Source organism: Promicromonospora sp. NPDC019610 (genome assembly GCF_044389365.1).
Lineage (GTDB): Bacteria > Actinomycetota > Actinomycetes > Actinomycetales > Cellulomonadaceae > Promicromonospora.
In genome coordinates this window covers 1,440,799-1,454,564 of the sequence record NZ_JBIRXX010000001.1, presented here as the reverse complement: position 1 = coordinate 1,454,564, position 13,766 = coordinate 1,440,799, and the positions used below count along the sequence as shown (strand labels likewise).

Sequence of the window (13,766 nt, the reverse complement as noted above, 5' to 3'; positions counted from 1 at the left end):
CTCAGAGGAGCTCCGCCAGGAACGTCTGCACCGCCCGGTGCACCTGCGTGGCGTGCGGCCCGATCCAGAACAGGTGGGTCGGCGAGTCGAGCTCGGCCAGGCCGGTCGCCGCGGCCAGCTCGTGGAGCCGACACCGACCGGTAGGGCCCATCATGGTGCGATGACGTCGCAGGTCACCGATCTGGTCGTGGGTGACGGCCCACCGCTGGCCATCCTCCTGTTCCTCCCTCGGGCCGGCGCGATCACCGGCCTGAGCCGCTGGTCGGTGCTGCGCCTCGTGCGCCCGCTCGCGGAGCACTTCACCGTGCACGTGCTCAACCGCCCGCCAGGCCTGCCCGTCGGCTCGACCATGGCCGACATCGCCGCCGTCCATGCCCACGGCATCGGCGGGCTGTCGTCCGGTCCGGTGCACGTCCTGGGCGTCTCCACCGGTGGCGCCGTCGCCCTGCAGCTCGCCGTGGACCACCCGCACCTCGTCGACCGGCTCGTCCTGGCCTCCACCGCGCACACGCTCGGCGCACTCGGCCGCGACGCACAGCGCCGCTACGTCGACCGCGCGCTGGCGGGACACCGGCCCAGCCCCGCCCTCGCCCCGCTGGTCACCGGCACGCCCGTGCTCCGGCCGCTGGTGGCGGCCGGCCTGTGGCTCGCCGACGGCCCCGGCGACCACACCGATGCCGCCACCGTGCTGCGGGCCGAGGACACGTTCGACATCGCCGGCCGGCTCGACCAGGTGGCGTCACCCGTCCTGCTGATCCACGGCGACCAGGACCGCGTCTATCCGCCGGGCCGCGTGCGCGAGACCGCGGACCGGATACCCGACGCCACGGTCACCACCTACGCGGGCGGCGGCCACGAGCAGGTCCTCACCGACCGCCGGTTCGCGCCCGACGTCACGGCCTTCCTCCTGGACGGGTCGTAGGGCACGGGCCCGCCGGGCTACGCCCTCACTCCTCGAACCGGTACCCCGCCCCCGGGTGGGTCAGGATGTGTTTCGGGTGCGACGGGTCCTGCTCCAGCTTGCGCCGCAGCTGCGCCGTGTAGACGCGCAGGTAGTTGGTCTCCGTGGAGTACGCGGGGCCCCACACCTCGTGCAGCAGCAGCTTGCGGTCCACGAGCCGGCCGCGGTTGCGCACCAGCACCTCCAGCAGCGCCCACTCGGTGGGGCTGAGGCGCACCTCCTCCCCGGCGCGGGACACCTGCCGCCGCGCCAGGTCGATCCGCAGGTCGCCGGCGGTGACCACGGGCTCCTCGGCCTGCGCGGGCTCCGCCCGGCGGACGGCGGCGCGCAGCCGCGCCAGCAGCTCGTTCATCGCGAACGGCTTGGTCACGTAGTCGTCGGCCCCGGCGTCGAGCGCGTCCACCTTGTCGTCGCCGAGCTGCCGGGCCGACAGCACCACGATCGGCACCCGGGTCCAGCCGCGGATGCCCGCGATGACGTCGAGCCCCGGCATGTCGGGCAGCCCGAGGTCGAGGAGCACCACGTCGGGCCGCGCCGACGCCACGGCGTCGAGCGCGGCCGCGCCGGTCGGCGCGGCGGTCACGTCCCAGCCGTGGGCGCGCAGGTTGATCGTCAGGGCGCGGGTCAGCGCGGCGTCGTCGTCCACCACGAGCACGCGGTTGCCCGACGTCGTCGCGCGCGCCTCACCACCGTCCGTCTCACCGGTCACGAGGCCATCCCATCATCCAGGGGGGTCTCGCGCGGCACCGTGAGCACCATCGTGAGGCCGCCGCCGGGCGTGTCCTCGGCCGAGATCCGGGCGCCGACGGCGTCCGCGAGGCCCGCCGCGACCGCGAGACCGAGGCCGAGGCCGCCCGCGCTCGTGTCGTCGAGCCGCTGGAACGGCTCGAACATCGTGGCCTTGCGCTCCTCGGGCACACCCGGCCCGGTGTCGGCCACGCGCAGCTCCACCGCGTCGCGCGCGGCGGACGCCGTGAACAGCACCCTGGCGCCCGGCGGCGAGTGCCGCACCGCGTTGGACACCACGTTGGCCACCACCCGCTCGAACAGGCCGGGGTCGGTGTGCACGAGCGGGAGGTCCTCCGGCACGTCGAGCGCCAGGTCGGCCAGCCACGGCTCGACGGCGATCGGCACCACCTCCTCCAGCGACGCCGCCCGCAGCGCGGGCCGGACGGCGCCGGTCTGGATGCGGGACAGGTCCAGGAGGTTGCCGATGAGGCGCTCCAGCCGGTGCGTCGAGTCCGCGATCGTGGCCGTCAGGACGTCGCGGTCCTCCCGGTCGAGCTCGACGTCGGGCGAGGACAGGCCGTCGACCGCCGTGCGGATCGCCGCGAGCGGCGTGCGCAGGTCGTGCGAGACGGCGGCGAGCAGCGCGGTGCGGGTGCTCTCGGTGCGCTCCAGCACCTCGGCCTGGGCGGCCTGCTCGCGCAGGCGGCGCCGCTCCAGCACGATGCCGGCCTGCACGCCGAACGCCTCCACCACCTGCCGGTCGCTCGCCGGCAGCACCCGGCCGGCGAGCACCAGCCGGTGCCGGTCGTCGATCACCACCTCGGTCACGGTCGGGTCCGCCTCCGCACCGCCGGACGCACCGCCGGGCACGCCGTCGGAGGCCGGGGCGGCCGTGGGCTCCGCGTCCGTGACCCACCGCTCGTGCGCCACCACGGACCACGGCGCGCGGTCGTCGGAACGCTCCTCCAGGCGCACGTCCGCCATCGCGAAGGTCTGGGCGAGCCGGTGCACGATCGCCTGCGCCGTGTCCTGGCCCGCCAGCACCGAGCGGGACAGCGCGGCCAGCGTGGACGCCTCGGCGCGCGCCCGGTACGCCTGCGTGGTGCGCCGCGCGGCGAGGTCCACCACGGAGGCGACGGCGACCGCGATCACCACGAACACGGCCAGCGCGAGCACGTTCTCCCCCTGGGCGATCGTGAGCCGGCCCACCGGCGGCGCGAAGAACCAGTTCAGGCACAGGTTGGACACCACCGCGGCCACCACGGCGGGCCACAGCCCGCCGATCATGGCGACGCCGACCACCCCCGCCAGCAGCAGCATGGCGTCCGTGGCGAGCGCGACGTCGTCCGTGCCGATCACCAGGAGCGCGGCCGTCAGCAGGGCCGGGATCAGCAGGGCCGAGCCCCAGCCGACCGCGCGGCGCTTCGGGGACAGCGAGGAGTACCGCGAGCGCACCCCCACGCCCACGCGGGCGCGCTCGTGCGTCACGAGGTGCACGTCGATCGTGCCCGAGAGTCGGGCGATCTCCGCGCTGGACGAGCCGAGCAGCGCCTGCCGCCACACGGGGTGGCGGGAGACGCCCACGACGATCATCGTCGCGTTCACCCCGCGGGCGAAGTCCACGACGGCGGACGGCACGTCCTCCCCCACCACCGTGTGGAACACGCCGCCGAGCGACTCCACGAGCGCGCGGTGCGCGGCGATGGTGGCCGACGGCGTGGACGGCAGCCCGTCCGTGGGCAGCACGTGCACCGCCAGCAGCTCGGTCCCCGCGGCCCGCTGCGCGATACGTGCCGCCCGGCGCAGCAGCGTCTCCGTCTCCGGCCCGCCCGTGACGGCCACGACGATGCGCTCGCGGGCCGGCCAGGTGCCGCCGATCGAGTGGTCGGCGCGGTACCGGGTGAGGGCGTCGTCCACGCGGTCGGCGAGCCACAGCAGGGCGAGCTCGCGCAGCGCCGTCAGGTTGCCCACGCGGAAGAACGACGACATCGAGGCGTCGATCTGCTCGGCCCGGTACACGTTGCCGTGCGCGAGCCGGCGCCTCAGCTGCTCCGGCGAGAGGTCGACGAGCTGGATCTGGTCGGCGTCGCGCACCACCTGGTCCGGCACGGTCTCGCGCTGCCGCACGCCGGTGATGGCCTCGACGTCGTCGGTCAGCGACGCGATGTGCTGCACGTTGACCGTGGTGACCACGTCGATGCCGGCGTCCAGCAGGTCGTGCACGTCCTGCCAGCGCTTGGCGTGCTGCGAGCCGGGCGCGTTGGTGTGCGCGAGCTCGTCCACGAGCGCCACCTCGGGCGCGCGCTCCAGCAGCGCCGGGACGTCGAGCTCGGTGAGCGTCGACCCGCGGTGCTCGGCCAGCCGCCGCGGGATCATCTCCAGGTCGCCGATCTTGGCGACCGTCGCGGCCCGCCCGTGCGTCTCGACCAGGCCGATCACGAGGTCGGTGCCCCGCGCGCGGCGCCGGTGCGCCTCGTCCAGCATGGCGTAGGTCTTGCCCACGCCAGGGGCCGCCCCCAGGTAGACCGTGAGGCGGCCCCGGCGTCCGGTGCTCATGGGATCAGTGTGCGTCATCGAGGGCGAGGTTGAGCTCCAGCACGTTCACCCGCGGCTCGCCGAGCACACCCAGGGTGCGCCCGGCCGTGTGGGCGGCGACGGCCGCCTCGACGTCGGCCACCGGGAGGCCGCGCTCGCGCGCGACCCGGGCGACCTGGATCGCGGCGTACTCCGGGCTGATCTCCGGGTCCAGGCCCGAGCCGGACGCCGTGACGGCGTCGGCCGGGACGTCCGCCGGGTCCACGCCCTCCAGCTCGGCGACGGCGGCCTTGCGCTCCTCGATCGTCGCGACCAGGTCCGGGTTGAGCGGGCCGAGGTTCGACGCGGCGGAGGCGGACGTGTCGTACCCGTCGCCCGCGGCCGACGGCCGCGGGTGGAAGTACTCGGCACCCTCGAAGCCCTGCGCGACGAGCGCGGAGCCCACCGCCTCCGAGCGGTCGGTGGTGTGCGTGCCGTCGGCCCGCACCAGCGAGCCGTTCGCCTGCCAGGGGAAGGCCACCTGCCCGACGGCGGTCACCGCGAGCGGGTAGGCCAGCCCCAGCAGGAGGGTGAGCACGAGCAGCATGCGCAGCCCCGCCAGCGAGTGCCGGGTCAGCGCCGCGAGGTCACTCGCGACTGTGGTCGATGCCATGGGATTTCCTTTCGGTCTGCTCGGGACCGGGCTACAGGCCCGGGAGCAGCGAGACGACGAGGTCGATGAGCTTGATCCCGATGAACGGCGCCACCAGGCCGCCGAGCCCGTAGACCAGCAGGTTGCGCGTCAGCAGGGACGACGCCGACGCCGGCCGGTACGTCACGCCGCGCAGCGACAGCGGGATCAGCGCGAGGATGATCAGCGCGTTGAAGATGACGGCCGACAGGATGGCGGAGCCGGGGCTGGCCAGCCGCATGATGTTCAGCGCCTCGAGCTGCGGGAACACGGTCATGAACATGGCGGGCAGGATCGCGAAGTACTTCGCGACGTCGTTCGCCACGGAGAACGTGGTCAGCGCGCCGCGCGTGATGAGGAGCTGCTTGCCGATCTCCACGATCTCGATGAGCTTGGTGGGGTCCGAGTCGAGGTCCACCATGTTGCCCGCCTCCTTGGCGGCGGACGTACCGGTGTTCATCGCCACGCCGACGTCGGACTGGGCCAGCGCCGGGGCGTCGTTCGTGCCGTCGCCGGCCATCGCGACGAGCCTGCCGCCCTCCTGCTCGCGCTTGATGAGCGCCAGCTTGTCCTCCGGCGTGGCCTCCGCCAGGACGTCGTCCACCCCTGCCTCCGCGGCGATGGCCCGTGCGGTCACGGCGTTGTCGCCCGTGACCATCACCGACCGGATGCCCATGGCGCGCAGCTCGTCGAACCGCTCACGCATGCCCTCCTTGACCACGTCCTTCAGGCGGACGACGCCGAGCACCCGCGCGGGCGCCTCGCCCACCTGCTCCGCGACCACCAGCGGCGTGCCGCCGGCCCGGGACACGGCGTCGACGTGCTTCTCCAGGTCCTTGACCTCCTTCTCGGAGATCCGCGCACCCGTGCTGTGCACCCAGCGCTGGATCGCGCTGCCCGCACCCTTGCGGATGCGGTGCAGCTCGGTGTGCCCCGCGCCGCCCGCCTCGCTCGACCGGGTCAGCGGCAGGTCCACGCCCGACATCCGGGTCTGGGCCGAGAACGGCACCAGCTCCGCGTCCAGCGGCAGCTCCTCACCCACGCCGTACCTCTCGTCGACCAGGTCGACGATGCTGCGCCCCTCCGGCGTCTCGTCGGCCAGCGACGCGAGCCGCGCCGCGACCGCGAGCTCCTGCGGCGTCACCCGGCTCACCGGCAGCACCTGCGTGGCGCGGCGGTTGCCGTACGTGACGGTGCCCGTCTTGTCGAGCAGCAGCACGTCCACGTCGCCCGCCGCCTCCACGGCACGGCCCGACATCGCCAGCACGTTGCGCTGCACCAGCCGGTCCATGCCCGCGATGCCGATGGCGCTCAGCAGCGCGCCGATCGTCGTCGGGATGAGGCAGACCAGCAGCGCCACCAGGACCAGCAGCGACTGCCGTGAGCCCGAGTAGACCGCGAACGGCTGCAGCGTGGCCACCGCCAGCAGGAACACGATGGTCAGCGACGTGAGCAGGATGTTCAGCGCGATCTCGTTCGGCGTCTTCTGGCGCTCGCTGCCCTCGACCAGGGCGATCATCCGGTCCACGAACGTGGACCCGGCGGGCGCCGTGATGCGCACGACGACCTGGTCGGACAGCACGACCGTGCCGCCCGTGACGGCGCTGCGGTCGCCGCCCGACTCGCGGATGACGGGCGCGGACTCGCCGGTGATCGCCGACTCGTCGATGGACGCGACGCCCTCGATGACGTCGCCGTCGCCCGGGACGGTCTCGCCCGCCGCGACCACGACGACGTCGCCCACCTGCAGCGTCGAGGACGGCACCTCGACCGTGGGGAGCAGGTCCAGCCGCGTGCCCGAGGCCAGGGTGTCCTGCGGGGCGTCGACCTTGCGCGCCGTCGTCTGCTTCTGCGTGGCGCGCAGCGTGGAGGCCTGCGCCTTGCCGCGCGACTCCGCCACGGACTCGGCGAGCGTCGCGAACAGCACGGTGGCCCACAGCCACACCGCGATCCACCAGGCGAACGCGTCCGGCTCGATGATCGCGAGCACGGTCGTGACCAGCGCGCCCACCTCGACCACGAACATGACGGGTGAGGTGTACAGCACGCGCGGGTCCAGCTTGCGCAGCGCGCCCGGGAGGGCGGACCGGAGCTGCGCCCAGGTCAGGGCGCGCGGCGCGCGCCGCTCCGAACGGTGCCGCGTGCCGCCGTCGGGCACGGGCTCCTGGGTGGGGACGTCCGGGACGTCCCGGGTGTCGATGGTCATGACAGGGACTCCACAACGGGACCGAGGGAAAGAACAGGGATGAAGGTGAGCCCCACGACGACGATCGCGACCGTCGCGAGCATGCCCGCGAACAGCGGGCGGTGCGTGGGCAGGGTGCCCGCCGTCGCCGGCACCGCCGTCTGGCTCGCGAGGCGACCCGCCAGGGCCAGCACCAGCGCGATCGGCACGAACCGGCCGACGAGCATCGCCAGACCCTGCGTCACCTCGTAGAACGGGGTGCCGGAGGTGAGGCCGCCGAACGCGGAGCCGTTGTTGTTCGCCGCCGAGGCGAACGCGTACAGCACCTCGGACAGGCCGTGCGGCCCGGCCTCCTGGATACCCACCAGGCCGGGCTCGACCACCACGGCGGCCGCCGTGCCCACCAGGACCAGCGCGGGCGTGGTCAGCACGTACAGGGCGACGAGGGTCATCTCCTGCCGGCCGATCTTCTTGCCCAGGTACTCCGGCGTGCGGCCCACCATGAGGCCCGCGATGAAGACCGCGACGACGGCGAGCACGAGCATGCCGTACAGGCCCGCGCCCACACCGCCCGGCGCGATCTCGCCCAGCAGCATGTTGAACAGCACGAGCCCGCCGCCCGGCGCCGTCAGCGAGTCGTGGGACGCGTTGACCGCGCCCGTCGACGTCGCCGTCGTCGCCACCGCGAAGAGCGCGCTGCCCGCGAGCCCGAACCGGGTCTCCTTGCCCTCCATGGCGGCGCCCGCCGCCTGCGGCGCGGCGCCCGGCCCCGCCATCTCGGCCCAGGTGGTCAGCACCAGCGACGCGAGCGCCAGGCCGCCCATGACGCCGAGGATCGCCCAGCCCTGCCGCTTGTCGCCCACCAGGATGCCGAAGGTGCGCGGCAGGGTGAACGGGATGAGCAGGATCAGGAAGATCTCGACCAGGTTGGTGAACGGCGTCGGGTTCTCCAGCGGGTGGCCGGAGTTCGCGTTGAAGAAGCCGCCACCGTTGGTGCCGAGCTCCTTGATGGCCTCCTGGGAGGCCACCGGGCCGCCCAGCGACTGCTGGGTGGCGCCCTCGACCGTGGTGATCGCGGTGTGCGGGTCCAGGTTCTGGATCACGCCGCCCACCATGAGCAGGATCGCGGCCACCAGGGACAGGGGCAGCAGGATGCGCGTCACGCCGCGCGTCAGGTCGGACCAGAAGTTGCCGACCCGGGCGTCCGTCCCCGAGCGGGCGAAGCCCCGCACCAGGGCGATCGCGACCGCCATGCCGACGGCGGCCGAGACGAAGTTCTGCACGGCCAGGCCGGCCATCTGCACGAGGTGTCCGGCGGCGGCCTCGCCCGAGTACCACTGCCAGTTCGTGTTGGTCACGAAGCTGACCGCGGTGTTCCAGGCGCCGGCCGGGTCGAACCCGGTGAAGCCCAGGCTCCAGGGCAGGTACGCCTGCAGGCGCAGCAGCCCGTACAGGAAGAGCACGGAGACGAGCGAGAAGCCCAGGAGGGACATCAGGTAGGTGGTCCAGCGCTGCTCGGCGTCCGGGTCCACCCGGACCAGGCGGTACCAGAGGCGCTCGGCGCGCAGGTGCTCGGGGCTGGAGTAGACGCGCGCCATGTACGCGCCCAGCGGCGCGTGGACGGCGGCGAGCAGAGCGAGCAGGACGAGCACCTGCGCGACCGCGACGAGAACCGGTGTGCTCATGGCGTTCACCGCGTCCGGTCGGCGCGGATCAGCGCCACGAAGAGGTAGACGAGGCCCGCCAGGGTCAGCACCAGGCCCACGGCGTCGAAGGGGTTCACTTCCGCCTCCCCGAGGGACGGGCGGAGTCGTGGCGGGCGGAGTCGTGGCGCGCGGAGGCGCGGCGCGCCACCAGGGCCACCGCGGCGAAGAACGCCACGGTCAGCAGGATGAAGGCCAGATCGGTCATGCCACTGGTCTACGCCTGCGCGCGACCGGTGGAACCACTCCTTGACGGAACGCTGACGGCGCCCGAACGCCCGCTAACGCCCCTCTGACGGAGGCGGCCGGCAAGGACCCAGGGAGTTGAACGTAGGGTCCGTCGGCTCATGAGCGCTCATGGGCCGACGGACCCTACGTTCGAGGGCGCATCAGAAGTCGAACAGGTCCTCCAGGAAGGACTCCTTGCGCTTCTTCTTGTACCGCGGGTCGTGGCGGCGGTCGTCGTACGACCCGTACCGGCGTTCGTTGTCGTACCGGCGGTCCCGGTCGTAGCGACGGTCGTCGTCGCGGCGGCGGTCGTCGTCACGACGTCGGTCGTCGTAGCGCGGGTCGTAGGCCGGCTGCGGCGAGCCGTAGGCCGGGCCGGCGTGCACCGGGTTCGGCGCGGGCGGGGCGGCGGGTGCGGCCGGCGGCGTCGCCGGCCGGTTCTCGGCCGCGATCTCGGTCTCCACCGAGCGGTCGATCACCTTGTCGAGCTCGCCACGGTCGAGCCACACGCCACGGCACGTGGGGCAGTAGTCGATCTCGATCCCCTTGCGCTCGGACATGACGAGCGTGGTCTGGTCGATGGGGCACAGCATCGGATTGGTCTCCTTGCGGTCGTCGTCTACCGATCGGCCAACGGACGGGGCGGGCCCGCGGTTCCTCGGAGGCCGTCCACCAGCCCGTCCGCGAGCGCGCCCGCCGAGCCGCCGTCGCCGTTCGCCACGACCGCCCAGACGATCGCCGCCGCGACGAGCAAACCGGCCAGCACGGCCAGCGTGATCTTCCACGCCGACCACGGCCGCTCCCCGACCACCTCGGCCGTGCGGGCGTTGACCAGCACCTGGAACGGCTTGCCGCCGTACAGGTACGTGGCGATCCACACGGGCAGCAGCAGGAGCTTGTAGGTCACCGCCGCGTAGCTGGTGTGCACCTGGTGCACGCGCTGCACGTCGCCGCCGATGTCGCGCTCGCAGTCGTTCTCGATGACCGGCGCCATCGCCCCCTTGGCGTGCTCCAGCCCGGCCTCGGGCTCGACGTCGTACCGCAGGGTCTCGTAGCCGGCGAGGTAGTCGGGCTGGTAGGCCCGGGCCTGCTGGAGCGGCCACGGGCTGAGCTTCGCCAGGTGCTCGGGCATGACCCGGTGGGTCCCGGTGACGAGCACGTCGTCGAAGTCCCGCGCCACCGTGCCCGACGCCGGGTACCAGCGGGTCTTCTGCACCTGCCGGGTCTGGGTCTGGCTGCGGCCCTCGGAGTCGGTGGTCGTGTAGGTCTCGGTGACCCAGTAGTGCTCGCCGCGCTGGCCGGTGTAGTCCGAGCGGGTGCGCGCGTCGAAGGTCCAGTGCGGCAGGTAGACGCCGTGCGCCTGCTCCGCCGAGACCACCTTCTTCAGGGCCGACGGCGCGAACCAGCGCGAGCGCACCCAGGTCTGCAGGGCGCCCTGCATGGCCGCCCGGTCCACCTCGAAGGGCAGCACCGCCTCGGGCTCGACCAGGCCGAGGGTCTCGACCTCGGCGACCATCGGCGACCCGCAGAACCCGCACTTCTGGGACAGGTGGTCGCTGGTGGTGACGGCGCCGCAGGTGTCGCAGCGGTAGTCGTGCGCCGCGGGCGCGGCGGGCCGGGCCGTCGCCGCGAGCGCCGCGAAGTCGTGCTCACGCACCTCGCGGACGACGGCGGCGACCTCCTGCTCGTGACCGCAGTACGGGCAGGTCAGCGTGCCGGTGCCGGCCGCGAACTCGACGGCGGCCCCGCACTGCGCGCAGGGGTAGGCGTGATGGGCGGCCGGGCCGCCGTCGGTGAGCTCCGCCATGCTCAGGCCTGCGGCAGCGGGGGCGGCGTGGCGCCGAGGTGCTTCGCCACGTCCGGGACCGACGCCGCCGGCTCCCAGCCGGCCATGCCGGCGCGCCAGATCAGCGTGGTCGCCGTGAGGGTGCCCGCGGCGGCCTGGCCCACGAGCGCGGCGTCGTCGAACGGGCCGGTCTGCGCGCCGCCGTTGCCCAGGTACCAGCCGCCGGGCAGGGGCGGCGGGCCCGACGCCGCGGCCGGGGCGGGCGCGGGCGCCGTGGGCGCCGGCTGCGTGGGCGGCACGATCGCGTTGCCCACGCCGTGGCCCAGGCCCATGCCGATCACGGCGCCCGCGGCGCCGCCACCGTCGGCCGCGGCCTCCATGGCCTGGCCGGCCTGGAACTGCTGGAAGGCGGCCATGCTGCCCACGGTGCCGGACGAGACGATGCCCATGGACGTGCGCTTGTCGAGGGCCTCCTCGACCTCGGGTGGCAGCGAGATGTTCTCGATGACGAACTTCGGCACGGAGATGCCGATGTCGGCCAGCTCCTCGGTGAGCCGGGCGGCGAGCTGGTCGCCCAGGTCGCCGTGGTGCGCGGCGAGCTCGATCACGGGGATGCCGGACGTGGCGAGCACGCTCGCGAGGTGGCTCACCACGTTCTGCCGCAGGTACTCGTGCACCTCGTCGGTGCGGAACTGCGGGTCGGTGCCGACCAGCTCGCGCAGCAGCACCTGGGGGTCGGTGACCCGGGCCGAGAACGCGCCGAAGGCCCGCACGCGCACCATGCCCAGCTCCGGGTCGCGCATCATGACGGGGTTCTTGGTGCCCCACTTCATGTCGGTGAACTGGCGGGTGCTGACGAAGTACACCTCGGCCTTGAACGGCGAGTGGAAGCCGTGCTTCCAGCCCTTCAGGGTCGACAGCACGGGCAGGTTCTGGGTCTCGAGCGTGTACGTGCCGGGCTGGAAGACGTCCGCGATCACGCCCTCGTTGACGAAGACGGCGGTCTGGGACTCGCGCACCACGAGCCGGGCGCCCATCTTGATCTCGTTCTCGTAGCGGGGGAACCGCCAGACGATCGTGTCCCGGGTGTCGTCGAGCCACTCGACGATGTCGACCAGCTCGCCCTTGATCTTGTCCAGCAGACCCATCTCGTCTTCCTCTTCTCTCCACCCGGTGCACGTCCGGAAGCCCCCAGCACTCGGACCCTACAAGTCCGGTACGTCCCGGCAAACGAAAAGAAGTCCCGTTCGGTGCCCGGGGCGTCCCACGGATGTTCCACGGGTCGTCCGGCGCCTGCCGGTGGACCGGACATGTGAGAGAGTTTCACCGCAGGGTGACTACCCGGCGAACCTGTCCGGAGGTGCTAGGACCGATGACCGTCCTCGTGGCATACAACGAGTCGCCCCAGGGCGAGGCGGCCATGCGCGCCGCCGTCGCCGAGGCGGTACGACGCCGGCAGGAGCTGGCCGTCCTCGTGCTCACGCCGCAGGCGGACACCAAGGTCCCCGCGTCGCTCGCGCACCTGCTCGACACCGTGCCCGGCACCGTCACCGTCGCGCCCGTCACGTTCCGCGCCGAGCAGGCCGACGTGGCCGACGCGATCGTCGACCAGGCCGAGGCCGTCGCCGCCGAGCTCGTGGTCATCGGCTCGCGCAAGCACTCCACGGTGGGCACGTTCCTGGTCGGCGCGACGACGCAGCAGGTGCTGCTCGACTCCCCTGCCCCCGTCCTGGTGGTCAAGGCCAGCTACGCCTGAACAACACCTGACGGGTGAACCGCACCGACGACGGGCGGACTACCCTCGGGGGATGACCGCTGTGACTCTCGGCATCCCGTCGGTGCGAGGCGTGCCCCGGCGCGCGGCCACACCGGCGGGCCGGCCGCGCCCGGACACACCACTGCTGGTCGACCGGTACGGGCGAGTCGCGCGCGACCTGCGGGTGTCGATCACGACCGCCTGCTCCCTGCGCTGCACGTACTGCATGCCGGCCGAGGGCCTGCCCCTGGTGCCGCGCGACGAGCTGATGACGCCGGAGGAGATCGGCCGGCTCGTCGGCGTCGGCGTGCGCGACCTCGGCATCCGCGACATCCGGTTCACGGGCGGCGAGCCGCTCATGCGGCGCGACCTGGAGCAGATCATCGGCGCGGCGCGCACGGCGGCCGACGACGCGATGCGCGCCCTGGGCTCCGACGAGCACGTCCGCATCGCCATGACGTCGAACGCGCTCGGCCTGGACAAGCGCGTGCAGGCCCTGGTCGCGGCCGGGCTGGACCGCGTCAACGTCTCGCTGGACACGGTGGACCGCCAGGCGTTCGCGTCCCTGACCCGGCGCGACCGCCTCGACGACGTGCTCACCGGGATCCGCGCGGCGCTGGCCGCCGGGCTGTCGCCCGTCAAGATCAACGCGGTGCTGCTGCCCGAGACCCTGGCGGGCGCCGCCGACCTGCTCGCCTGGTCCGTGGAGCACGGCTGCAACCTGCGCTTCATCGAGGAGATGCCGCTCGACGCCGACGGGCGCTGGACCCGCGACGACGTCGTCAGCGCGGCCGACCTGCTGGAGGTGCTGCAGGAGCGGTTCACCCTGACCCCCGCGGGCCGCGAGGACCCGTCGGCCCCGGCCGAGGAGTGGCAGGTCGACGACGGCCCCGCGACCGTCGGGATCATCGCCTCCGTGACCCGCTCCTTCTGCGGGGCCTGCGACCGCACCCGGCTGACCGCCGAGGGCACCGTGCGCTCGTGCCTGTTCGGCAACGAGGAGACCGACCTCAAGTCCCTGCTGCGCGCCGGCGCCACCGACGACGAGGTGGGCGACGCGTGGCGGGCCGCCATGTGGGCCAAGCCTCGGGCCCACGGCAGCGACGCCGTCGAGCTGGCCGCGGACGCGTTCGCCGAGACCGAGCGCAGCATGGGCGCCATCGGCGGCTGACATGAAGCGCGCATGACGCCCCGTCGTCCCAGGTGACGTCCC

The 13,766-nt window shown here is 73.4% G+C and carries 14 protein-coding genes; 3 read left to right on the top strand and 11 right to left on the bottom strand.

The window, feature by feature from the left end; translation table 11 throughout:
• Window position 1: 1 nt before the first annotated feature.
• Window positions 2-154 carry a hypothetical protein gene (locus tag ACH45N_RS06455; protein ID WP_397392257.1) on the bottom strand — a complete coding sequence of 51 codons (153 nt, stop codon included), beginning with the start codon at window positions 152-154 and terminating at the stop codon, window positions 2-4.
• Between the two features lie 6 nt (window positions 155-160).
• On the opposite strand from ACH45N_RS06455, the gene ACH45N_RS06450 reads away from it, so the two are divergent.
• The gene (locus ACH45N_RS06450; protein ID WP_397392255.1) at window positions 161-922 is read left to right on the top strand and encodes an alpha/beta fold hydrolase; all 762 of its coding nucleotides are present in this window, start codon (window positions 161-163) and stop codon (window positions 920-922) included.
• A 25-nt stretch (window positions 923-947) separates the two neighbouring features.
• Here ACH45N_RS06450 and ACH45N_RS06445 read toward each other — a convergent pair whose 3' ends face one another.
• The 10 genes from ACH45N_RS06445 to ACH45N_RS06400 all read right to left on the bottom strand — a co-directional run bounded on the left by ACH45N_RS06445 (window position 948) and on the right by ACH45N_RS06400 (window position 11,945).
• Window positions 948-1,670 carry a response regulator gene (locus ACH45N_RS06445; protein ID WP_397392253.1) on the bottom strand — a complete coding sequence of 241 codons (723 nt, stop codon included), beginning with the start codon at window positions 1,668-1,670 and terminating at the stop codon, window positions 948-950.
• On the bottom strand, window positions 1,667-4,246 hold the full coding sequence (locus ACH45N_RS06440; protein ID WP_397392251.1) for a DUF4118 domain-containing protein: 2,580 nt from the start codon (window positions 4,244-4,246) through the stop codon (window positions 1,667-1,669). The genes ACH45N_RS06445 and ACH45N_RS06440 overlap by 4 nt, the downstream gene beginning before the upstream one ends.
• Window positions 4,247-4,250: 4 nt before the next feature.
• Window positions 4,251-4,877: a potassium-transporting ATPase subunit KdpC gene (kdpC, locus tag ACH45N_RS06435; RefSeq protein WP_397392249.1), complete on the bottom strand. Its 627-nt coding sequence runs from the start codon at window positions 4,875-4,877 to the stop codon at window positions 4,251-4,253.
• A 31-nt stretch (window positions 4,878-4,908) separates the two neighbouring features.
• Window positions 4,909-7,101: a potassium-transporting ATPase subunit KdpB gene (gene kdpB / locus ACH45N_RS06430; RefSeq protein ID WP_397392247.1), complete on the bottom strand. Its 2,193-nt coding sequence runs from the start codon at window positions 7,099-7,101 to the stop codon at window positions 4,909-4,911.
• Window positions 7,098-8,765, bottom strand: a complete 1,668-nt coding sequence (gene kdpA, locus ACH45N_RS06425) for a potassium-transporting ATPase subunit KdpA (protein ID WP_397392245.1) — start codon at window positions 8,763-8,765, stop codon at window positions 7,098-7,100. Before kdpA ends, kdpB begins: the two co-directional genes overlap by 4 nt.
• 5 nt (window positions 8,766-8,770) lie before the next feature.
• A complete protein-coding gene (kdpF, locus tag ACH45N_RS06420) occupies window positions 8,771-8,863 on the bottom strand; it encodes a K(+)-transporting ATPase subunit F (RefSeq protein ID WP_020016455.1) in 93 nt (30 codons plus the stop codon).
• The gene (locus ACH45N_RS06415; RefSeq protein ID WP_397392243.1) at window positions 8,860-8,991 is read right to left on the bottom strand and encodes a hypothetical protein; all 132 of its coding nucleotides are present in this window, start codon (window positions 8,989-8,991) and stop codon (window positions 8,860-8,862) included. Before ACH45N_RS06415 ends, kdpF begins: the two co-directional genes overlap by 4 nt.
• 181 nt (window positions 8,992-9,172) lie before the next feature.
• Window positions 9,173-9,604, bottom strand: coding sequence for a zf-TFIIB domain-containing protein (locus ACH45N_RS06410; RefSeq protein ID WP_397392241.1), 432 nt, complete (start codon window positions 9,602-9,604; stop codon window positions 9,173-9,175).
• Window positions 9,605-9,630: 26 nt separating this feature from the next.
• A complete protein-coding gene (locus ACH45N_RS06405; protein ID WP_397392239.1) occupies window positions 9,631-10,818 on the bottom strand; it encodes a hypothetical protein in 1,188 nt (395 codons plus the stop codon).
• Window positions 10,819-10,820: 2 nt separating this feature from the next.
• Complete coding sequence (locus ACH45N_RS06400; protein WP_397392237.1) at window positions 10,821-11,945, bottom strand: SPFH domain-containing protein; 1,125 nt, start codon at window positions 11,943-11,945, stop codon at window positions 10,821-10,823.
• A gap of 224 nt (window positions 11,946-12,169) precedes the next feature.
• Between ACH45N_RS06400 and ACH45N_RS06395 the strand changes: the two genes are divergently transcribed.
• Both ACH45N_RS06395 and moaA read left to right on the top strand, forming a co-directional pair.
• Window positions 12,170-12,553 (top strand): universal stress protein, encoded by a 384-nt coding sequence (locus ACH45N_RS06395; RefSeq protein ID WP_397392235.1) that lies wholly within the window; start codon window positions 12,170-12,172, stop codon window positions 12,551-12,553.
• 52 nt (window positions 12,554-12,605) lie between these two features.
• Window positions 12,606-13,724 carry a GTP 3',8-cyclase MoaA gene (moaA, locus tag ACH45N_RS06390; protein WP_397392233.1) on the top strand — a complete coding sequence of 373 codons (1,119 nt, stop codon included), beginning with the start codon at window positions 12,606-12,608 and terminating at the stop codon, window positions 13,722-13,724.
• The last annotated feature ends 42 nt before the right edge of the window (window positions 13,725-13,766 follow it).

Bases quoted from the DNA above. Each gene is read 5' to 3' on its own strand.
- ACH45N_RS06455 (WP_397392257.1), bottom strand. From the start codon at position 154: ATGATGGGCCCTACCGGTCGGTGTCGGCTCCACGAGCTGGCCGCGGCG.
- ACH45N_RS06410 (WP_397392241.1), bottom strand. From the start codon at position 9,604: ATGCTGTGCCCCATCGACCAGACCACGCTCGTCATGTCCGAGCGCAAG.
- ACH45N_RS06400 (WP_397392237.1), bottom strand. From the start codon at position 11,945: ATGGGTCTGCTGGACAAGATCAAGGGCGAGCTGGTCGACATCGTCGAG.
- kdpC (WP_397392249.1), bottom strand. From the start codon at position 4,877: ATGGCATCGACCACAGTCGCGAGTGACCTCGCGGCGCTGACCCGGCAC.
- ACH45N_RS06395 (WP_397392235.1), top strand. From the start codon at position 12,170: ATGACCGTCCTCGTGGCATACAACGAGTCGCCCCAGGGCGAGGCGGCC.
- kdpB (WP_397392247.1), bottom strand. From the start codon at position 7,101: ATGACCATCGACACCCGGGACGTCCCGGACGTCCCCACCCAGGAGCCC.
- ACH45N_RS06405 (WP_397392239.1), bottom strand. From the start codon at position 10,818: ATGGCGGAGCTCACCGACGGCGGCCCGGCCGCCCATCACGCCTACCCC.
- ACH45N_RS06415 (WP_397392243.1), bottom strand. From the start codon at position 8,991: ATGACCGATCTGGCCTTCATCCTGCTGACCGTGGCGTTCTTCGCCGCG.
- ACH45N_RS06450 (WP_397392255.1), top strand. From the start codon at position 161: ATGACGTCGCAGGTCACCGATCTGGTCGTGGGTGACGGCCCACCGCTG.
- kdpA (WP_397392245.1), bottom strand. From the start codon at position 8,765: ATGAGCACACCGGTTCTCGTCGCGGTCGCGCAGGTGCTCGTCCTGCTC.
- moaA (WP_397392233.1), top strand. From the start codon at position 12,606: ATGACCGCTGTGACTCTCGGCATCCCGTCGGTGCGAGGCGTGCCCCGG.
- ACH45N_RS06440 (WP_397392251.1), bottom strand. From the start codon at position 4,246: ATGAGCACCGGACGCCGGGGCCGCCTCACGGTCTACCTGGGGGCGGCC.